Annotated in this window: 18 protein-coding genes; 5 read left to right on the forward strand and 13 right to left on the reverse strand. The window is 62.3% G+C overall.

From position 1 onward, the window contains the following. Positions 1-3 precede the first annotated feature (3 nt). The 8 genes from ACIPO9_RS23075 to ACIPO9_RS23110 all read right to left on the reverse strand — a co-directional run bounded on the left by ACIPO9_RS23075 (position 4) and on the right by ACIPO9_RS23110 (position 9,042). On the reverse strand, positions 4-3,636 hold the full coding sequence (locus ACIPO9_RS23075; protein WP_400783722.1) for a transporter substrate-binding domain-containing protein: 3,633 nt from the start codon (positions 3,634-3,636) through the stop codon (positions 4-6). 8 nt (positions 3,637-3,644) lie between these two features. After that, positions 3,645-4,271 carry a response regulator gene (locus ACIPO9_RS23080; RefSeq protein ID WP_400609886.1) on the reverse strand — a complete coding sequence of 209 codons (627 nt, stop codon included), beginning with the start codon at positions 4,269-4,271 and terminating at the stop codon, positions 3,645-3,647. 362 nt (positions 4,272-4,633) lie between these two features. After that, positions 4,634-5,032, reverse strand: coding sequence for a response regulator (locus tag ACIPO9_RS23085; RefSeq protein ID WP_400783725.1), 399 nt, complete (start codon positions 5,030-5,032; stop codon positions 4,634-4,636). A gap of 261 nt (positions 5,033-5,293) precedes the next feature. After that, complete coding sequence (locus tag ACIPO9_RS23090; protein WP_400783727.1) at positions 5,294-6,625, reverse strand: deoxyguanosinetriphosphate triphosphohydrolase; 1,332 nt, start codon at positions 6,623-6,625, stop codon at positions 5,294-5,296. A gap of 85 nt (positions 6,626-6,710) precedes the next feature. Further along, entirely contained in the window at positions 6,711-7,874 is a 1,164-nt protein-coding gene (locus ACIPO9_RS23095) for an EAL domain-containing protein (RefSeq protein WP_400609882.1), read from the reverse strand. Between the two features lie 123 nt (positions 7,875-7,997). Next, positions 7,998-8,339, reverse strand: coding sequence for a hypothetical protein (locus ACIPO9_RS23100; RefSeq protein ID WP_274129988.1), 342 nt, complete (start codon positions 8,337-8,339; stop codon positions 7,998-8,000). Next, a complete protein-coding gene (locus ACIPO9_RS23105) occupies positions 8,336-8,722 on the reverse strand; it encodes a phage holin family protein (protein WP_274129987.1) in 387 nt (128 codons plus the stop codon). The genes ACIPO9_RS23100 and ACIPO9_RS23105 overlap by 4 nt, the downstream gene beginning before the upstream one ends. A 5-nt stretch (positions 8,723-8,727) precedes the next feature. Continuing rightward, the gene (locus ACIPO9_RS23110; protein WP_274129986.1) at positions 8,728-9,042 is read right to left on the reverse strand and encodes a YqjD family protein; all 315 of its coding nucleotides are present in this window, start codon (positions 9,040-9,042) and stop codon (positions 8,728-8,730) included. Between the two features lie 356 nt (positions 9,043-9,398). Between ACIPO9_RS23110 and ACIPO9_RS23115 the strand changes: the two genes are divergently transcribed. Together ACIPO9_RS23115 and ACIPO9_RS23120 are read left to right on the forward strand one after the other, a co-directional pair. Continuing rightward, the gene (locus ACIPO9_RS23115; protein ID WP_400783730.1) at positions 9,399-10,607 is read left to right on the forward strand and encodes an ammonium transporter; all 1,209 of its coding nucleotides are present in this window, start codon (positions 9,399-9,401) and stop codon (positions 10,605-10,607) included. Positions 10,608-10,708: 101 nt separating this feature from the next. Then, positions 10,709-10,945, forward strand: coding sequence for a glutaredoxin family protein (locus ACIPO9_RS23120; protein ID WP_274129984.1), 237 nt, complete (start codon positions 10,709-10,711; stop codon positions 10,943-10,945). A gap of 32 nt (positions 10,946-10,977) precedes the next feature. Here the strand turns inward: ACIPO9_RS23120 and ACIPO9_RS23125 are convergent, their stop codons facing one another. After that, entirely contained in the window at positions 10,978-11,244 is a 267-nt protein-coding gene (locus tag ACIPO9_RS23125) for a hypothetical protein (RefSeq protein ID WP_274129983.1), read from the reverse strand. 353 nt (positions 11,245-11,597) lie between these two features. Between ACIPO9_RS23125 and ACIPO9_RS23130 the strand changes: the two genes are divergently transcribed. Continuing rightward, complete coding sequence (locus ACIPO9_RS23130; RefSeq protein ID WP_400783732.1) at positions 11,598-12,488, forward strand: pseudouridine synthase; 891 nt, start codon at positions 11,598-11,600, stop codon at positions 12,486-12,488. 133 nt (positions 12,489-12,621) lie between these two features. Here ACIPO9_RS23130 and ACIPO9_RS23135 read toward each other — a convergent pair whose 3' ends face one another. After that, positions 12,622-13,518: a DMT family transporter gene (locus ACIPO9_RS23135; RefSeq protein WP_400783735.1), complete on the reverse strand. Its 897-nt coding sequence runs from the start codon at positions 13,516-13,518 to the stop codon at positions 12,622-12,624. Between the two features lie 118 nt (positions 13,519-13,636). Here ACIPO9_RS23135 and ACIPO9_RS23140 point away from each other — a divergent pair, with 118 nt between their 5' ends. Together ACIPO9_RS23140 and ACIPO9_RS23145 are read left to right on the forward strand one after the other, a co-directional pair. Next, a complete protein-coding gene (locus ACIPO9_RS23140; RefSeq protein ID WP_400783737.1) occupies positions 13,637-14,971 on the forward strand; it encodes a PLP-dependent aminotransferase family protein in 1,335 nt (444 codons plus the stop codon). Positions 14,972-15,146: 175 nt separating this feature from the next. Further along, positions 15,147-15,839, forward strand: coding sequence for an ATPase (locus tag ACIPO9_RS23145; RefSeq protein WP_400783739.1), 693 nt, complete (start codon positions 15,147-15,149; stop codon positions 15,837-15,839). Positions 15,840-15,911: 72 nt separating this feature from the next. Here ACIPO9_RS23145 and ACIPO9_RS23150 read toward each other — a convergent pair whose 3' ends face one another. Genes ACIPO9_RS23150 through ACIPO9_RS23160 form a run of 3 tightly spaced genes read right to left on the reverse strand, consistent with a single transcriptional unit; the run spans position 15,912 to position 18,794 of the window. Beyond that, positions 15,912-16,661 carry a substrate-binding periplasmic protein gene (locus ACIPO9_RS23150; RefSeq protein ID WP_400783741.1) on the reverse strand — a complete coding sequence of 250 codons (750 nt, stop codon included), beginning with the start codon at positions 16,659-16,661 and terminating at the stop codon, positions 15,912-15,914. A 16-nt stretch (positions 16,662-16,677) separates the two neighbouring features. Next, positions 16,678-18,021 (reverse strand): diguanylate cyclase, encoded by a 1,344-nt coding sequence (locus ACIPO9_RS23155; protein WP_274129974.1) that lies wholly within the window; start codon positions 18,019-18,021, stop codon positions 16,678-16,680. Between the two features lie 2 nt (positions 18,022-18,023). Next, entirely contained in the window at positions 18,024-18,794 is a 771-nt protein-coding gene (locus ACIPO9_RS23160) for a substrate-binding periplasmic protein (RefSeq protein WP_400783744.1), read from the reverse strand. Between the last annotated feature and the right edge of the window lie 348 nt (positions 18,795-19,142).

Genomic DNA, 19,142 nt, shown 5'->3' on the forward strand with positions numbered 1-19,142 from the left:
CTGTCAGCGCTGCTGGTGCTGTAACAGCCCCTGTTCCAGCGCGGCCATGGCCTCGACGAGGCGCTGTCCCAATGGGGCGAGCAGCGTTTCACCGGCGTGGTCGTCGCACGCCAGTTCCAGTTGCCCGCACAACTCGATCACCCGGCCCGCGCTGATGATTTTCGCCGCACCCTTGATCTTGTGCGCGACGTCATGAATCTCCTGTCTGTCACCCCGTGCACTCGCCTGGACCAGTTCGGCGGCGTCGTCACGGCAACTCCGGATCAACTGGTCGATCAGGTGCTGGATCATTTCCGGGCGATCCCCGGTCAATGCCACGATGCTGCTCATCTCGAAGGGCGGGCTGCCGCGCTGCTGCTCCGGGCGCCCTGGGCGCACGCCGACCCGTGACAGGCGATCATTGAGCGCGCTCAGGCTGATGGGTTTGAACAGGCAGTCGTCCATGCCCGCCTCGCGGCAGCGCTGCTTCTCTTCGGGCTGGGCGTTGGCGGTGAAGCCCAGCACGATGCAGGGTGCAAGGCCTTGCTCCTGTTCGTGGGCGCGGATGGCGCGCGCCAGGTCATAGCCGTTCATCACGGGCATGTTGCAATCGACGATGACCAGATCGAAATGGCGGGCCAGCCAGTGCTCCAGCCCCTCGGCGCCCTGTTCGGCGATCTCGCAACGATGCCCCAGGAATCCCAGTTGCTGACACAGCAACAGGCGGTTGGCGGGATGGTCGTCGACCACCAGGATGTCCAGTGTAGCCGCGCCGTGGGCGTCGTTTTCCTTTGGCGCGGGCAGGTTGGCCAAGGGGTCCAGGGTCATCAGTTCGAAGGTCATCTGCACCCGGGTTCCGACGCCCGGCTGGCTGTCCAGGGTCAGGGTCCCCCCCATCATTTCGCACAGGCTGCGGCAGATCACCAGGCCCAGTCCGGCGCCGGTCCTTGCCAGTTGCCCGCTGTTGTCCGCCTGGGCGAAGGGGGCGAACAGGCGCTGCTGGTCTTCGTCGGAGATCCCGATGCCGCTGTCCTGGATGACCACCATCAGGCGGATCAGCTGTTCACTGGTGGCGTCCTCGCTCTGCAGGCTGATGCGAATCTGCCCCTGCGGGGTGAACTTGATCGCGTTGCTGATCAGGTTGGAGAGAATCTGCTTGAAGCGCAGCGGGTCGATCAGCACGTCGATGTTGGTCCGGCTGTCCAGGTCCAGTTGCAGGGTCAGGCTTTTCTGCCGGGCCAGGCCGTCGAACACCCGGACCACCGACTCGACCAGTTGGCGCAGGTTGGCGCGTTCGGGACTGAGGGTGAGGCGGCCTGACTCGATGCGGGCGATGTCGAGAATATCGCCGATCAACTCCAGCAGGTCCTTGGCCGAACTGTAGGCCACCTCGATGGCGGGGCGGTCGAGCTGGCCCTGATCGGCGCGCTTGAGGGCCAGTTCCAGCATGCCGATGACGGCATTCATGGGGGTCCTGATTTCGTGGCTCATGGTTGCCAGGAAGGTGCTCTTCGCCCGGTTGGCGTCGTCGGCCTGCTGCTTGGCCGATTGCAGGTCCTCGATCAACTGGCGCCGTTCGCTGATGTCGATCCAGCCGCCGATGATTCCCTGGACCTTGCCCAGGGAATCACGGAACGGCAGGATCCAGTGATAGATGGTCAGCGAGCGGTCGCCGATATGCAGCGAGCGGTCCAGGATCAGCGGCGCGCCATCGGTCATCACCTGCTGATAGTCGGCAACGTACTGGCGGGCCTCCTGGGCATCGCTGAGCACGCCGTCCAGGATGGTCTTGCCGATCACCTCTTCGCGCCTGGCCGAAAACGCCGTCAGGTAGCTCTCGTTGCACATCTGCAACAGGCCCTTGCGATCGCGCACGTAGATGGGGTGCGGCGTGCCGTTGACCAGCGCGCTCATGAATTCGAACTGATCGCTGAGCGCCCGTTCTGCTCGCTCGCGCTGTTTGATCTGGCGGCGCATCCAGGCGTTCCAGGCCAGCGAGCCGAGCAGCAGCAAGCCCGCACCGACGACGATCTGGTAGACCAGCAACTGGTAGTCCTGCCAGGCGCCGCGGCTGGGTGGGATGTAGGTTCTCCAGCGGTTGTTGATCACGGCCAGGTCTTCGGGTGCGATGCTCGACAGGGCCTTGTCGATGATGGCCGTGAGCTCGGTGGCATTGCGCGATGTGGCCATCGCGATGCGTGCCGGCTCCTGGCCTACCGTGACGCGCATTTGCAAATCGTTCTGCAGGGCCCGGGAAGAGATGTAGTAGCTGGCGCTGAACAGCGAAGTGACGGCGCCTTCGACCCGGCCGTGGGCAAGCATGTCCAGTGCCTGTGGCGGGTTGTCGACTTCCACCGGATAGATGCGCGGATGCTCTCGCCGCAGGTAGGGCAGGGTCGGGCTGCCAAGGGCCAGGGCGACGCGTTTGCCATCCAGTTGTTCAAGGTTGGCGGGGCTCGCCGGCTCCTTGCGGGTGACCAGCACGAAGGCGTTGTCCATGTACGGGCGACTGAAATTGAAGCGTGCCTCGCGCTCGTCGCTGGGCGCCAGCCCGCCGATCAGGTCGGCCTGGCCCTGGCTCACGCGGTTCATCATGTCGGCCATGCTGGGTGCGCGGCTGACTTCGAATTGCAGGCCGGTGCGTAGGCGGATCAGGTCGAGCAGGTCGGCGGTCACCCCGCGAAAGTTGCCGCTGGCATCGAAGAAGGTCAGGGGGGCGTAGGCGTCGTTTATCAGCACGCGCACCTTGGGGTGCTGGGCGATCCAGCGCTCCTCGCGCTGGGTGAGCAGCAGTTTCTGATCGGTCAGCAGCAGGTCGGTGCCCGCTCCCCAGCGTTTGGAGATGGCAATGCGTTCGTCGATCGGGATGCCCTTGAGCACCAGGTTGACTACGTCCAGCAACGCTGTGTTGTCCGCGCGCACGGCAAAGCTGAAGCCGTTGGCCTCGTGCTTGCCGAAGTTGGCCATCTGGATGTTGTTGAGATAGCCCTTGCTGATGACGTAATGCGTGGAGATGGCATCGCCCAGGAAAACGTCGGCCTGATTGAAGGCCACGGCGTTGATCGCGCTCTGGAACGAGGGAAAGAGTTCCAGCCGGGCCTTGGGGTACAGCGCCCTGATGTCGTCCGGCGGCAGGTAGTGGTACGCCATGCTCAAGCGCAGGCCGTTGAGGCCGTCGGTCAGGGACCGGGCCTCACCGGTGCGGGTGACCAGCACCGGCTGATCGACCGCGTAGGGCGACGACAGGGTGATGCGACCCGTGGCGGCCTCGTAGCCATTGGCGCTGCCCAGCAGGTCGATCTGGCCGTCGACGAGGGCGTCGATGGCCTGGTCCCGCGTTTCGAAGCGCAGGACCTTGACCGGCAGCTCCAGGGCGCGGCCCAGGATCCCGGCGTAGTCTGCGGTGAAGCCTTCGTAATCGTGACCGGTCAGGGTCATGTCGAACGGGGGGTAGTCCGGAGCGGTCGTGCCCAGGATCAGTTCGCGCTTGTTGCGCACCCACTGCCATTGGGTTCGATCCAGCGTGACGTCCATGTGCGCCGGATTGGAACGACTCAGCAGGGTGTAACGTTCGGCCGCATGGGCCTGGGTCTGAGCGGTCAGGCTCAGACAGGCGAATGCGGCTGCTATGCAGTAGTCCTTTAGCCCCTTCGACATCCTATCTCTCACACCAGCGAATTGCGTTTAGCCATCTCTATTAGTTCAACCAGAGTCTTGGCTTTGAGTTTTTGCATGAGGCGGGTCTTGTATGTACTGACCGTCTTGTTGCTCAGGAACATGCCCTTGGCGATTTCCTTGTTTGTTCGCCCCTGGGCAAATAGCTGCAATACCATCAATTCGCGGTCGTTGACCAGTTTGAAACGCTCGAGTTCGTCCGGGTCACCATCGCGGGCCGACATTGCGCCGAGCGCCTGGCTTGGAAAGTAATTGTAGCCGGATAATACCGCTTTCACCGCGCTGACAAGTTCACTGAGGTCTTCCTGTTTGCATACATAACCTGCGGCACCCGATTGCATGCAACGTATTGCAAAGAGCCCCGGTGCCTGGGCGGTCAATACCAGAATCTTTGCGGGAAGATTCATGGCGTTGAACCGGGCCAGCACCTCCAGGCCATCGAGCTTCGGGATGCTGATGTCGAGAATGATGAGGTCCGGCATGCATTCACGCACCATCTGCATGGCGTCGACGCCATTGTCGGTCTCGCCGACGATCTCGTAGTTTTCGTTTTCCAGCAGCATTCTGATGGCCAGGCGAACGACGGGATGATCGTCGATGATAAAAACTGAGTTCATGATTCAATCCATAACAGGCAGCGAAGAAAGCGCGAACCTTATCGCAGATGTTCGAGGGCGCGCATGGACAGAACAGGTCTGCGGCCATATATAGGAAAGTTCCTACATGATTTAGCGGCTTTCCGTACGTAAATGCCCGTGATGTGTATAAATGTTTAAAAATGCAAAGCCTGCAGCCAGGCGAAAGCAGTTATCAGAATGCGCCCGTTTATTTCGATTAGGAATGTTCCTACATGAACATAAGTATCGAGCTACATATTTAAACAGTGTCAGATTTTGAAACAGTCAGGCGCCGTTTCACCTTTTCGGGGGTGCGCGCTATCTTCATTTGCATCAATTTGTGATTGGATGTCGAAGTGGGGTCAGAGGTCACTTGATTCGGGCGATATAAGTTGCAAAAGTTCAAGGGTGTTCATGGGTTTTGTCAGGCAACCCAGTAATGGAAGCCCTCTGCTGCGGGCTTCGCTTTCAATCTCGGCAAGCTGCGTGGGCTCAAGGCCGCTGAGCAACACCGCGTGGCGAATCAGCCCGCGCGTGCTGGCAGCCTCGATCAGGTCCGCGCCGTCCATGCCCGGCAGGCGCTGGTCGCAGAGCAGAAGGTCATAGGGCTCGGGGCTGCGCTCCAGCGCTGCGAGGGCTTCGGTGGCGTTCAACGCAGGCGTCACTCGATACAACCCGTGGTTGTTCAGCAGGACCTGCAAGGCGATGAGCTGGAATGGATGATCCTCTACCAGCAGGATTCGTAGGGTATGTCTGGGCATCGGGTCGTCCGGAAAGAGGCATGGGTGGCTGATTGGACAGGGCGCTCGTCCGGAGGCAGGCGCGGTGAGGCGTTCAGGGCTGGTGAGTATCGGGACCGGCCTGTGGGACGGCCGGATTATTCGGCAGGTGCTGTGAAGCGACGATAGGGCGTTTCCGAGCGCGTTGTAGGAAGTTTCCGAGAATCCGGTTTTCTTTTCCTGAAATGCTGAAAAGAAAAGCCCGAAGTCACGCCTGACTTCGGGCTGTTTTCGATGGAAAACTCAGACCGGGCTGGAGCGGCCAGTCATTTCACGGGCCATTTCGCTGGCGTAGCTGTCGGTCATGCCGGCAATGAAGTCGATGACCCTGAGGAACGAGGTGTGCAGCGGCCACTTCGGATCCGGGGCGTTGTTGCCCAGCAAGTCCAGGATGCGTCGGCTCTTGAACGACGGCGTGTGACCATCGAACTGTTCCAGGGCCGCGCCACAGAATGCGTTGAGCAGGATCTCGAGCGTGGTGTAGGCGCCGATCTCGTGCAGGGTCTTGCGTTTGTCCTGGAAGATTTTCTTGCGGGCCATGTCCTTGGCGTTGAGCACGCAACGCTTGGCCGGGCCGTGCATGTGCTCCACCAGATCACCCTGCAAGGTGCCCGCCAGCAGCGCATCCTGTTGTTCGACGAAGGCGCGGGCGGCGGCGTTGGTCAGGTGTTCGATGGCCTTGCCGCGCAGGATCGCCAGTTTGCGCCGGCGCGAGTCGCCAGGGCCCAGTTGACGGTAGGTTTCCGGCAGATCATCGCCCACCAGGCCCAGCAGCAGCGACTCGACCTCGGGGTAGGTCAGCAGCTCCATTTCCAGGCCGTCTTCAAGGTCGATCAGGGCGTAGCAGATGTCATCCGCCGCCTCCATCAGGTACACCAGCGGGTGGCGCGCCCAGCGCTGGTCGTCCAGTTGCGGCAGGCCGAGTTTGCCGGCGATCTGTTCAAGGATCGGCAGCTCGCTCTGGTAGCAGCCGAACTTGTGTTTCTTGTAGCCAAGGGCGTCGGCATGGCGGGCGGTCCAGGGGTATTTCAGGTAAGTGCCCAGGGTCGCGTAGGTCAGCCGGGTGCCACCTTCGAACTGGTGATACTCCAGTTGCGTCAGGACGCGAAAGCCCTGGGCGTTGCCTTCGAAATTGAGAAAGTCGCTGCGCTCGGCGTCGCTCATTGCGTCAAGCCAGCCGCGGCCTGCGGCCTGTTTGAACCAGTTGCGGATGGCGTCTTCGCCCGAGTGGCCGAACGGCGGGTTGCCGATGTCGTGGGCCAGGCACGCCGACTGCACCACCATGCCCAGATCACTCGGCTCGCACCAGTCGGGCAGGGCGCTGCGCAGGGTTTCGCCCACGCGCATGCCCAGCGAGCGGCCCACGCAACTGACTTCCAGCGAGTGGGTCAGGCGGGTATGGATGTGGTCGTTGCTGGTGACGGGGTGGACCTGGGTCTTGCGGCCGAGACGGCGGAAGGCGCCGGAGAAGATGATGCGGTCATGATCCTTGTGGAACGGGCTGCGGCCCAGTTCTTCGGGGCTGTGCAGGGTCTTGCCGAGGCGCTCGCGGGTAAGCAGTGTTTGCCAATCCAAGGCCGGTACTCCATCGGGTGATTACCGGCCTAGCTTCACGCCTCCCCCGCAAAGCTGCAAGGGGCAGATCGTGACGGGGCGTGAATCAGAAACCGGCCGCGTCGACATCGATCAGCAGCAGCCGCTGGCCGTTGTCGAAAAACTGCCCGGCGGTCAGGCAATACTGATTGCTGGTGGCGTCGCGGTAGGTGTTGGACAGGGTCAGCCGGCGCTCGTGCCAGCCCTCGGCGAGCAGGTGGTAAAAGTAAGGCCGCCAGGACCAGTTATGGCCCAGATAGCGGGTGTCGGCCAGCCAGGCGCCGTTCTGCCACTCAAGGTTGGGGGTTAACTGGGTGCCGTGGCGGTCGCATTGATAGAAGCGCAGCAGCCAGGGGAAATCCGCCACGTTCGGCAGCTCGTCCAGCGGCGCGTTGCCCTCGGCCCAGCCCTGAAGCCGTTGCATGAGCTGGCACAGTTGTTTGCGCAGGGTCATCAGGCGCTCGCGCTCGACCACCTTGCGCTGCACGTAGCCGTCACGCAGTTGCGCGAAGCGCTCGACGAAGGCGTCGGCGGCGAAGAAGTCGGTCTCGGCCTGGGCAAAGAGAAAACCCTGCACGTAGCGCGAGCCGCACTCCAGAGCGAAATGCAGTTCGGCCTCGGTCTCCACGCCCTCGGCGATGATCCAGCAACCGGTCTTTTCCGCCATTTGCGCCAGGGCCTTGACCACGTCGCTGCTTGGCCCGCCTCGCGCCGCCGCCTGGAACAGGCGCATGTCGAGCTTGAGGATGTCCGGCTGCAAGGCCAGCACCCGGTCCAGTTGGGAGTAGCCTGCACCGAAATCGTCGATGGCGATGCGCGCCCCGGCTTGTCGATAACGCGCCACCACGTCGGAGAGCCGCTGGCTGTCGCCGCCCAGCTCGGTGATTTCGAAAACGATCCGCTGCGCCGCGATGCCGTGGCGTTGCAGTTGCTTGAGGCTGGGCAGCGGCTGGTCGGGACGCAGGCGGCTGATCCAGCGCGGCGAAATGTTCAGGCTCAGGAACCAGTCGGCGGGGGCCTCGTGCAGGCGTTGCAGGGCGTTGTCGCGGATCAGCCGGTCCAGGCGGCGCAGCTCGGCGGCAGGCCTTCTGGGGTCGGCGAACAGCGGCCCCACCGAGGCAAGGCGACCGTCGTCCTGACGCAGGCGCCCCAGCGCTTCCACGCCTGCGATCCGGCCTGTCGCGGTATCGATGAACGGCTGAAAACAGGCTAGCGGTTGCCCATCGATCACATGGCCTCCTTATGGGTCATTGGCATTATTGTCGACACAAACGGCTACGCCCTGGCCCGACATGCATCGTCGAGCGAGGGCGTAGGCCTGGGTGTGTTGCAAGAATGCAGCCAAAAGGCCATCTCAAGGACGGCGCGAGGTGCCTTGCAGGATGAGTTTGATGATCGGCATCAGGCTGGCGCTCAGCTTGATCAGCCGGGTCACGCTGCCTGTGCGCTGGCTGCGCGTACCCTTGCCGGTGAGAAAGCCGAGCAGGGACACGATGCCGACTCCCCACAGCGGCGCGTGCTTGATGCCCAGCGAGCCGGGCAGGTCGTGGGCCATGCCGCGCATGCGATGCAGGGGCCGCATCAGTTGCGCCGACTCGTGCCGAATCTCCTGACGGTGCATCTCCATGCGCAGGCGGATCAACGCCTTGCGCAACTCGCGGCGGTTATGGGTCTGGGGCAGTTGGGGCAGGCTCATGGCATCAGTCGCTCGCGGTCGTTGGCCAGTTCTTCCAGAGTGGAATGGAAGGGGGAAGACTCATCGAACACTGCTGCCTTGAGGCGCATCGCGCAAAACAGCGCCGCCAGGGAATAGAACACGCAGAGCCCGATGATGCCGGTCAGGCGATAACTGTCCCAGACCAGAATCAGCAGCAGCGCCGACAAGCCGATCAGCAGCAGCAAGGCAAATACCAGCGCCAGCCCTGCGAACAGCAACAGGCTGACGGTGCGGGCTTTCTGTTCCTGCAGCTCGATGCCGAACAACTCGACATGGCTATGCAGCAGGCCCAGAAATGCCGCGCCCAACCGGCGTGGCGAGGAAGTGTGGTCGGTCCCGGATGGACCCGTTTCAGACGTCATGCCGATCAGCGCCGAGTGGCCAGAAGGCCCAGCAGGAAGCCGACGCCGGCGGCGATGCCCACTGATTGCCATGGGTTGGTCTGCACGTAATCTTCGGTCGCTGCCAGTGCATCCTTGCCGCGTTCGCGCAGGGTCTGCTCGGCCAGGGCCAGGGTTTCACGGGCGCGCAGCAGGCTGTCGTTGATCTGGTCGCGCAGCTCGTCAGCCTGATCGCCGGCCAGGGAGGCCGTGTGCGCCAGCAGCTTTTCCGTGTCGGCAACCAGTGTCTGGAAATCTGCCATCAATATGTCCTGGGCTTTCTCTGCTGTTGGGCGAGCCATGATGTTCTCCGTTGGGGTGGCAATATTGGGTTTCGAGTATGGCTCATTACTGAAGGTTCATTCCAATTCCCCGCAGATGAGTGCGGGTTGGCTGGTACAGGTTTTGCTTTGCGATGGTGCGCCAGGGAGGCGGCGCGCTCCAATGCAGAGCGCGCATGTCGGTCAAGCCGGCAAAACCTAGAACCTGAATCATAAAACCTGGAAAAACGCCCCAGCGTTCAACATTTCTGTCTCTCAGCGTGCGCCAAAGCGGGTCGCAGAGGCCTCAGGGTGCGCCTATTTGGTGCTTTTCCTGACGTGGGATAGAAGGGTTGTGCTGCTTTGGTGCTTTTCGTTAATTGCAGGCCTGCCTCTCGATGGAAAACATGCAAAGCGCAGTGGACACCCTGGTCCACAGCTCCAATACCCTGTTCATTCTGATCGGCGCGGTCATGGTTCTGGCCATGCACGCCGGGTTCGCCTTTCTGGAAGTCGGCACGGTGCGCCAGAAGAACCAGGTCAATGCGCTGTCGAAAATCCTCAGCGACTTCGCCGTATCGACCCTGGCCTACTTCTTTATTGGCTACTGGATTTCCTATGGGGTGAATTTTCTCCAGCCCGCCGCTGTGCTGGCGACGGATCACGGCTACGGCCTGGTGAAATTCTTCTTCCTGCTGACCTTTGCCGCCGCGATCCCGGCGATCATCTCCGGTGGCATCGCCGAGCGGGCGAAGTTCGCGCCGCAGCTGTGCGCCACGGTGCTGATCGTCGCGTTTGTGTATCCGTTCTTCGAAGGCATGGTGTGGAACGGCAACTTCGGATTGCAGGCCTGGTTGCTCAAGACCTTCGGCGCAAGCTTCCATGACTTCGCAGGTTCCGTGGTGGTGCACGCCATGGGCGGCTGGCTGGCGCTGGCGGCCGTGACCTTGCTCGGTGCGCGCAACGGCCGCTATCGCGACGGCAAGCTGGTGGCGTATCCGCCTTCGAGCATTCCGTTCCTGGCGCTGGGATCGTGGATTCTCATCGTCGGCTGGTTCGGCTTCAACGTCATGAGTGCGCAGACGCTCGACGGCGTCAGTGGGCTGGTGGCGGTCAATTCGCTGATGGCGATGGTCGGCGGCACGGTCGCAGCGCTGATCGTCGGTCGCAACGACCCAGGCTTTCTGCACAACGGTCCGCTTGCCGGGCTGGTGGCAGTCTGTGCCGGTTCCGATCTGATGCACCCTGTGGGCGCACTGCTCACGGGGGTGATCGCAGGTGCCGTGTTCGTCTGGTGTTTCACGGCCGCGCAAGTGCGCTGGAAGATCGACGACGTGCTGGGCGTCTGGCCGCTGCACGGTGTGTGCGGCGTCTGGGGCGGGATTGCCTGCGGCATCTTTGGCCAGGTCAGCCTGGGCGGGATGGGCGGCGTCAGCCTGCTGAGCCAGTTGATCGGCACCGCGCTGGGTGTGGTCGTTGCACTGGCCGGGGGCTTTGCGGTGTACGGGCTGATCAGGCGCTGCCTGGGTCTGCGCCTGAATCAGGAGCAGGAGTATTACGGCGCGGATCTGTCGATCCACAAGATCGGGGCGGTCAGCCACGACTGATCGCCTGGGCTGCGGTGCGGCGCCGGTTGAGGCTCGACGTCATTTCGGGGCGGGCCTAAACTGGCGCTCTATGCTGCCGCTCGTGACCAGAGGATCACTCCATGCCGCCGGAATGCCAACTGTTCGGAACCCTGGGCTGTCATTTGTGCGAAGTCGCCGAGGCCGAGCTGATGCCGTTGGTGGAGCATGGCTTGCTGGTGGAGTTGGTGGACATCGCCGAGAGTCAGGCAATGAATGAAGCCTACGGCTTGCGGATTCCGGTGCTGCGGCGCACCGACACCGGTGCCGAACTGGACTGGCCGTTCGACACCGATCAGGTGGTGGTGTTTCTGCGCTAGCTTTGTTGCCAGCGGCAGCCACGCCTGCGGGATTACAGGTACTGAGTGTCTACGACCATTGCCTTGGCAACGGCTTCTTTCTGCGCTTCGGTCATGCCGTCCCAGACGTGCACCTTTGCGAAGTAGCCAAGACCGGCCACCACGTACAGGCTCAGGGTGAAGATGATGGCGACCGACATGAAGGTCCAGCGGCCCATGTCATGCTCGTCATCCGAGAAGGACTGCGAGTAGTTCTCTTCGTTTTCCACCGAAGTACCGGTGGAAAGGCGTTTGATCCATTGAAACAGTTGGCCGAGCATGGTGTTTCCTCAAAGTTTTAAAATGAAATCTGTAGGGCAGTTGCGCCTGACGGGCGTTTGCAAAAGCTGAAAACGAAAAAAGCCCGTCGAGGACGGGCTTTCTTTTTATGAGGTCAGGTCTGGCAGGCGTTTTCGGTGTCGAGCATCCATAAAGGGATGTGCGTTCGGGTTCGCGCCTGCTTGCCGATTTGGAAACATTTTAGAACAAATCAAATTGAGAGGCTACCGGCGTCATCTAGTTGTCAGACAACTGGTCGTATTTCGGCGTGCGACATAAGGTCGCGCTCGCCGGCTGGCTCGCACAAGCGCCGAGGGTAGGGGATAATCCAGGCTTTCCCGATCCAGAGTCATTCATGTCGCAGTCCGTTTTCGCCCCCGCCGACACTCAGGCCAGCACCCTCTATCTGCCGCCAGGCCCGTGGCTGACGGTGCTCGAATGTCTTTGCGATCACTTTCGCGCCATCGGCCGCGAGCAATGGCTCGACCGCATCGCACGGGGTCGGGTGCTTGACGGGGAAGGCCAGCCCATCGCCCTGGATTTGCCCTATCGCGAAGGGCTGCGCATTCACTATTTCCGCGAAGTGCCCAATGAAGTGCCGATTCCGGTGCAGGAAACCATCCTGTATGCGGATGAGCATCTGGTGGTGGCGGACAAGCCGCATTTCCTGCCGGTGACGCCTGCTGGCGAGTATGTCGAGCAGACATTGCTGCGGCGTCTGATTCGCACCCTGGACAATCCGCATCTGGTGCCGCTGCACCGCATCGACCGGCACACGGCAGGGCTGGTGCTGTTTTCGGCGAACAAACAGAGCCGCTCGGCGTACCAGGCGTTGTTTCCGACACGGCAGATCGACAAATCCTACGAAGCCATTGCCAAGGCGCTGCCGGAGGTGGAGTTTCCACGGGTGCACAAAAGCCGGCTGGTCGATGGCGAGCCGTTTTTCCGGATGCAGGAAGGCCCGGGGCAGAGCAACACCGAAACCCGCATCGAGGTGCGCGAGCGTCAGGGTGAATTGTGGCGTTACGGCCTGTACCCGGTGACCGGCAAGAAGCACCAGTTGCGCGTGCACATGGCGGCGCTAGGGGCGGCTATCTGCAATGACCCGTTTTACCCGGATGTGCTCAAGGATGTGCTGGACGATTACGACAAACCGTTGAAGTTGCTGGCGCAAGGGCTGCGCTTTGTCGATCCGGTGACAGGGCAGGAGCGAGTCTTCGAGAGCCGCATCAAACTGGCGTGGTGACGCCCGGCGCCCGTTATCCCATTTCCGGATACCTCCGCGCCCCGTAGCAGTCCGGCTTGCCGGCGACAGCGATGGCGAAACCCCGACGCCGGCAAGCCGGACTGCTACAGGTCTTCTGTGGCGAAGCGCAATGTCAACGGGCGAATCGGCGGGCGCCGGCGACGCACAGGATCACGGCAAGCGTCACCCCGAGCATGCCCAGGCTCACCTGCTCGTGCAGCAGCGTCGCCGCCAGCGCCAGGCCGAAGAAGGGTTGCAGCAACTGCAACTGACCAACCGCAGCGATTCCCCCTTGAGCCAGCCCTCGATACCAGAACACAAAGCCGATCAGCATGCTGAACAGCGACACATACCCCAGGCTCAGCCAGGCGGGCAGGGTGATGTGAACGAAGGATGCAGGTGCGGTGATCCAGGTCAGCGCCAGCATTACCGGCAGCGACAGCACCAGCGCCCAACTGATGACCTGCCAGCCACCCAGTGTTTTCGACAGCTTCGCCCCTTCGGCATACCCCAGCCCGCACACCAGCATCGCCAGCAGCATCAGCAAATCGCCCTTGGGTGAAGCAGTCAGCCCTTGAGCCAGCGCGTAGCCCACCACCAGCCCGCTGCCCAGCAGCGAAAACACCCAGAACACCGGGCGCGGGCGCTCGCCACCGCGCAGCACGGCAAACGCGGCAGTGGCGAGCGGCAACAGGCCAACGAAAACGATCGAGTGCGCAGAGGTCACATATTGCAAGGCCAGCGCGGTGAGCAACGGAAAACCGACCACCACCCCCAGCGCAACGATCAACAGCGGCAACCACTGATCCCGAGCAGGGCGCTTTTCCCTGAGCAGCCACAGCATGCCCAGCGCCAGGGCACCGGCAATCGAGGCGCGTGCGACGGTGAGAAAGACCGGCGCGAACTCCTGGACGGCAATCCGTGTGGCCGGCAACGACCCGCTGAAAATGATCACGCCGATCAGACCGTTGAGCCATCCGCTCGAGGTTTTTTGCGTGGGCAGGGGTTCGAGCTTCGATACATGTTCCATGGTGTCGGGCCTCGATGACGGCGGGGGAGGAGCAGTCGGCAGGCAATGCCTGTTGCATGCCGGGAATGCTAAGGCGCAGAATCAATACAATCAAAAAATTGTCATGGATACATCACCCATGCCCCGCGCGCGCTACAAGACCGTGGTTGACACTTTCGCCAACGACATCGCCTCCGGAGCCCTGCCGCCCGGCACCCGTTTGCCGACCCACCGTCAATTGGCCGAGCAACAGGGGCTGGCGTTGGTGACGGCATCGCGGGTCTATGCCGAGCTTGAGGCGATGGGGCTGGTCAGTGGCGAAACCGGGCGCGGTACCTTCGTGCGCGAGATCGCGCTGCCCCTGACCCATGGCGTCGATCAGCAGGCCACCGCGGCGGGGATGCTCGACCTCAATTTCAACTACCCGGCGCTGCCGGGCCAGGCGCAGATGCTGCGCACCGGGCTGCGGCAGTTGGCATTGTCGGGGGATCTGGAAGCCTTGCTGCGCTATCAGCCCCATGCCGGGCGCCTGCATGAGCGTGCCTGCATGGCACGGCACCTGATCGACCGCGGGCTTGCGGTGAGCGCCGAACAGATCCTCATCGTCAGCGGCGCCCAGCATGGCCTGGCGGCAACGGTCATGGCCTTGCTCAAGCCCGGCGATGTGGTGGCGGTGGATGCGCTGACCTACTCGGGCTTCAAGGTGATCGCCCAGGCCCATCGGCTGGAGCTGGTGCCGATCCCGTTGAGCGAAACCGGGCCCGACCTGCAGGCCCTCGAAACTCTCTGCGCGAAGCGCCGGATCAAGGCGGTGTATGCGATGCCGACGCTGCACAATCCCATGGGCTGGGTGTTGGACGCAGCCTGGCGCAGGCGGCTGGCGGACATCGCCCAGGCCCACGATCTGCTGCTGATCGAGGACGCGGCCTATGCGTTTCTCGCGCAGAACCCGTCCGCGCCCTTGCAGACGCTGGCGCCCGACCGCACGGTCTATATTTCAGGTTTCTCCAAGAACGTCGCCACCGGCTTGCGGGTTGGTTACGTCGCCGCACCTCTCAAATGGGTGGCGTCGATCGAGCGGGCGATCCGCGCGACCACCTGGAACACCCCGGGTGTGATGACGGCGTTGGTCTGCGGATGGGTCATGGATGGTACCGTCGAGCGTCTCGAAGCTGAGAAACGCAAGGACGCGATGAGTCGCAACCGGCTGGCCAGAAAGGCCCTGGCAGGGCTTGCGGTGATCAGCCATCCGGCGTCGTACTTTCTATGGCTGCCGCTGCCCGAAGAAGTGCGCGCCGATCAGGTGGCGGTGGCATTGCTTGCGCAGGACATTGCCGTGTCCACCGCCGAGCCGTTTTCCGTCGGCAGCCCCGTTCCCCATGCATTGCGCCTGGCGCTGGGCTCGCTCGAACCTGGCGCATTGACTGCTGCGCTGCATAAAGTCCGCCAGGTGATCCTCAACTTCGCAGTGTGAGTTAGTTCGTTTACGCCTATTGGAAAGTTGTTTTATTCGCGAAACCGTAAAGGACTTTCTCAATACCTCTACCATTCGTGAAATCGATAGTGAACATCAAGAAACGGGAGTTCTTTTTTTCCAGCAAAGGAGCAGGATAGAGCCATACCGAACTGGCTTTAGAAGGACATGCGCGATGAGAATTTCAACCCTGCTGACGCTCGTCGCCGTATTGACTGGCGGGTTCGCCGTCGCGCCTTCCTACGCCGCCGACAACGCCCAAGCCTATACCGCCGCCGAGCAGTCCTGCCATTTCCTGCCGGTTGCCGACAGCGCGCTGAGCCTGAAGAAGTCCCAGTCGGTGGGCGTGCTCTACAGCGAAAACACCGTTGGCACCCTTGAATATCTGGAGCGCTACCACGCCGTCGCGCTCAAAGGCATTCAGAGCGGCAAACTGGACTCACGCATCAGCAACGCCTTCATCAACAGCTCCGATCCGAAGCTGGCCATCGACTGGCTCAAGGGTTCGTTGCAGAAGGAATTCGCCTCGGTGACGGTCTACGAAAATCTCGATGCACTGATGAAGGCGCGCCCTGATGTGGTAGTCATGCTCGACACTTACAGCCAGTTGGTGACCCAGCGCAACAGCAAGTTCGAGGCGCGGTTCGTGGCCAAGTTCTACGACGCCAACCTGCAATACATCGGCCAGGCACAAGGCCTGGGCGAGAAGGAACTGAGTTCTATCTGGGTCCGCGACAAGGCCGCTCCGGAAATCGCCGCGCAGATCGATCAGCAGCGTGAGTTGCAGATCAACGCCCTGAAACAGTTCGACCTGTCGCTCAAGGCGCTGGTGACGTCCGGCGAGGTGGCACAGGTGGCGGGCAACTGATCGCCAACACCTGGCGAACTATCGAACGGCTCTGCCCTCTGGCAGGGCCGTTTGCGTTTTCCGGGAGAGAAACTAGCGGGCGAGGACCTTGGCCACGGTGCCGTCGTTTTTCAGTTGAGCGAAGGCGTTGGTGATGCGCTTGACGGTTTCTTCCGGCGTCTTGAGGCTGATGGCGACGTACAGGCCCTTGGACAGGTCGTCCAGGGTGTAGACCGCCTCCAGGTCTTCGTACGCAATGTGCAGGTCATCGCACTGTTCCCGCGCCTCGCGTTCGGGCATCGGCACCAGCAGCACCTGGCCGCTCAGCAGTTTGCGCAGGTTGTCCAGGTTGTTGGCCGACACCACCATCTTGCTGAATCCCTTGCCCTCCAGGTATTCCTGGCGCGAGTCGTCGCGCACCACGCCGACGCTGTAATTCCTGGCGTCCTGCAGGGTCTTGACCACCACGTCGCGGCGTTCGCGCAGCTTGTAGAACGAGGGGGTGACCTGATCCAGCTCGCCGACCCATTTGAACAGCGGGTCGCGTTCGGCGCTGCGGATGATCGGGTAGATCAGCACATTGGGTTCCAGACGCGCCATGTCATAGGCGCGCGCCCAGGGGTAGAGCGTCATGTGGTAATCGGTGATGCCGGCCCGGGCGAGGGTCTGTTCGACGATCTCGCTGGCGACGCCCACCACCTTGCCGTTCTCGAAGGCGCTGTAGGAGGAATCCTCGGTGACCACTTGCAGCGTGTCGGCCCTTGCATTCAGGCACGCGAGAGCCAGCAAGGTGGCACAGAACGCCATTGAACGCCGTTTGACCGAACGGGGGGTGGTACTCATGAAAGATGCTCCCTTTTCAGATCACGCAGCGATTGCGGCCCTGGCTCTTGGCCCGGTACAAGGCTTTGTCGGCGCTTTGCAACAACTGGTCGAAACGCTCCATGGTCGCCGGATCCAGCTCGGCGACGCCAATGCTCAGCGTGACATAAGGCGATACGTGTGACGCGCCGTGGGGCAGCTGCTGGTTGGCAAGCAGCTCACGCAGGCGCTCGGCCGACGCTGCGGCCTGTTCGCGGACCTGGCCGGGCAGCAGGACGGCGAATTCCTCACCGCCCAGCCGCGCGACCAGTTCCCCGGAGCGCGAGAACAGTGCGCTCATGGTCAGGGCCACGTCGCGCAGGCATTGGTCGCCCATGGCATGGCCGTAGGTGTCGTTGTAGAGCTTGAAGAAATCGATGTCGCACATCAGCACCGAGAGTGGCTGGTGGTGACGCAGGGCCCGGTTGAATTCCAGCTCCTTGAGCTCGTCGAAGTGGCGACGGTTGGCCAGGCCCGTCAGCGGGTCGAAACGGGTCAGGGCTTCCAGGCGAATGTTCGCCGCCTGCAATTGTGCGGTGCGCTGCTCGACCACTTCGGCCAGGTGGTCGCGGCTGGCGGCCAGGGCGATTTCGTCCCGGGCCTGGCGCTCCAGGTGGGTGGCGAGTTTGTCCTGCAGGTCATTGACCCCGGCTTCGAGCATGTCCAGTTCATCACCGGCCTTGCCACTGCGTTCGAGCATCAGGTGATGTTTCAGGTTCTGTGGCGTGAGCTGTTCCAAGTGCCGGGCGATGCGCCGCACGTGAAGGGTTACCGAGCGGTTGAACATGCCCATGATGAGCCCGGCCAGCGCCAGGGACTGGATGACCTGGGTCAGCATGATGATCCAGACTTCCTTCCACAGCCGCTTCCAGAGCAGGCTCTCGTCGCCTTCGATGGTCAGCTCGCCCACCACTTCGTTGGCGCCGGGGTAGGGGGTGACCGTCAACTGGCGGTGCAGGGCGGGGGCGAGGATCGAGCCGCTGTGGCCGGGATGCTGACGTTGCAGCAGTTCAGCCGCACGGCCCGGGCGCAGGATTTTCAATTCGACCTTGCCCACCGGCGCGGCCAGCGCGACGCTGTCGATCTGCGCCTGCAACGCGTCGTTGTCCATTTCCCAGACCGCCTTGGACAGCGTGCCCTGGAACACCTGGTCGATCAGGCTCAGCTCGGCATTCATGGTCGCCAGGTTGTTGTTCCAGGCAAACCAGGTGCGAACCGTGACCGTGGCCACGGTAAACAACAGGCAGAACGCCAGGGTGGCCAATACCAGCCTGCGCGCCAGCGAACCGCTGCGTGGGGGCACGGCTTCCTCGGGAAGATTCGAATCGGACTCTGCGAGCATGCTCAATTCCATTTCCGCGCAATGGCATCGTAGGTTCCGTTCTCACGGATGGTCTTCAGCCCTTTCTTGAACAGCGCAACAGTAGCATCCGCAGTCCCGGCACTGAAAGCCATGTTGAAGCCCCCCGAATCCTCAAGCTCGGGCACACGCAAGGAGCGCACCAGCGTGCGCTCGGGATCGTCGCCGGCCTGGCGGGCCAGCCAGGTGGCGTTCAGCTCGTCGGAAATCCACAGGTCGACATGGCCGGTGCGCAATTTCTGGTAATTGAGTTCGTAGCGGTTGCTCGGCTGCAACTGCTGGCCGACTGCAAAGCGCTTGCCGATCAGGTATTGCTCGCCGACGTCTTCGTTGACGGTCGCGGTCTGCCAGTCCCGTGCGTCGTCCAGGTCCATGAGGCTGACGGGGTGGGAGGCAGAGGAATAGATGTACCAGCGGGAGGTGGCGATGGTGCCCACCCACTTGAACAAGTGTTCGCGCTCGGGGGTGCGGGTAATGGAGTAGATCAGCACGTTGGGATCGTGCAGCGCCAGGTCATAGGCCCGGGCCCAGGGCATGGACTGGATGGTGGCGTCGACGTTCACCTCCTTGAGCACCGCCTGCACGACTTCGGTGCTCATGCCGGTCAACTGGCCGTTGAGGGTCATGTTGTAGGGCGCCAGCTCCTCGGTGACCACCCGGATCTGCTCAGCCTGGCTCGCACAAACGTTCAGGCACGCGAGCACGACGGCGTAAAGCACGTTGCGGGCCTTGAGTTTGTGGTTGGGGGGCGTCATGGATGGCTACCTCATCGATGGCAGTGGTGGCGCTCATCCGGCTGACGGCCCGGGGCGCCTACGTGACAACTGCCTTCACGTTACTGATATCGGCTGCAGTGGCGGGCTCTTGAGGGGATTGGGTGCCGTTTATCATCTAATTGGGGGTTGGCTTGGGTGGGATTGAGGGGGTTGAGGAGATTGGGGTTTGGGGATTAGTGGGATTGGTTTGGCTTGGGATGGCTACATGGATGCCCTTCGGGCCTATCGCGGGCAAGCGCGCTCCTACATTTTTTGCAACGCGCCATGGCTTGATGGACCGAGTTGATGGCCTTGGTGCCCGGCGCAAAATCTTTGGGTGTTCCCCCA

Source organism: Pseudomonas sp. NPDC090203, assembly GCF_044746765.1.
In the GTDB taxonomy this organism is placed as follows: Bacteria; Pseudomonadota; Gammaproteobacteria; order Pseudomonadales; family Pseudomonadaceae; genus Aquipseudomonas; species Aquipseudomonas putida_AD.

Coding starts and splice junctions, on each gene's coding strand:
- ACIPO9_RS23120 (WP_274129984.1), top strand. CDS start 10,709: ATGCCGCCGGAATGCCAACTGTTCGGAACCCTGGGCTGTCATTTGTGC.
- ACIPO9_RS23075 (WP_400783722.1), bottom strand. CDS start 3,636: ATGTCGAAGGGGCTAAAGGACTACTGCATAGCAGCCGCATTCGCCTGT.
- ACIPO9_RS23105 (WP_274129987.1), bottom strand. CDS start 8,722: ATGACGTCTGAAACGGGTCCATCCGGGACCGACCACACTTCCTCGCCA.
- ACIPO9_RS23110 (WP_274129986.1), bottom strand. CDS start 9,042: ATGGCTCGCCCAACAGCAGAGAAAGCCCAGGACATATTGATGGCAGAT.
- ACIPO9_RS23115 (WP_400783730.1), top strand. CDS start 9,399: ATGGAAAACATGCAAAGCGCAGTGGACACCCTGGTCCACAGCTCCAAT.
- ACIPO9_RS23125 (WP_274129983.1), bottom strand. CDS start 11,244: ATGCTCGGCCAACTGTTTCAATGGATCAAACGCCTTTCCACCGGTACT.
- ACIPO9_RS23130 (WP_400783732.1), top strand. CDS start 11,598: ATGTCGCAGTCCGTTTTCGCCCCCGCCGACACTCAGGCCAGCACCCTC.
- ACIPO9_RS23085 (WP_400783725.1), bottom strand. CDS start 5,032: ATGCCCAGACATACCCTACGAATCCTGCTGGTAGAGGATCATCCATTC.
- ACIPO9_RS23140 (WP_400783737.1), top strand. CDS start 13,637: ATGCCCCGCGCGCGCTACAAGACCGTGGTTGACACTTTCGCCAACGAC.
- ACIPO9_RS23160 (WP_400783744.1), bottom strand. CDS start 18,794: ATGACGCCCCCCAACCACAAACTCAAGGCCCGCAACGTGCTTTACGCC.
- ACIPO9_RS23145 (WP_400783739.1), top strand. CDS start 15,147: ATGAGAATTTCAACCCTGCTGACGCTCGTCGCCGTATTGACTGGCGGG.
- ACIPO9_RS23135 (WP_400783735.1), bottom strand. CDS start 13,518: ATGGAACATGTATCGAAGCTCGAACCCCTGCCCACGCAAAAAACCTCG.
- ACIPO9_RS23155 (WP_274129974.1), bottom strand. CDS start 18,021: ATGCTCGCAGAGTCCGATTCGAATCTTCCCGAGGAAGCCGTGCCCCCA.
- ACIPO9_RS23080 (WP_400609886.1), bottom strand. CDS start 4,271: ATGAACTCAGTTTTTATCATCGACGATCATCCCGTCGTTCGCCTGGCC.
- ACIPO9_RS23150 (WP_400783741.1), bottom strand. CDS start 16,661: ATGAGTACCACCCCCCGTTCGGTCAAACGGCGTTCAATGGCGTTCTGT.
- ACIPO9_RS23100 (WP_274129988.1), bottom strand. CDS start 8,339: ATGAGCCTGCCCCAACTGCCCCAGACCCATAACCGCCGCGAGTTGCGC.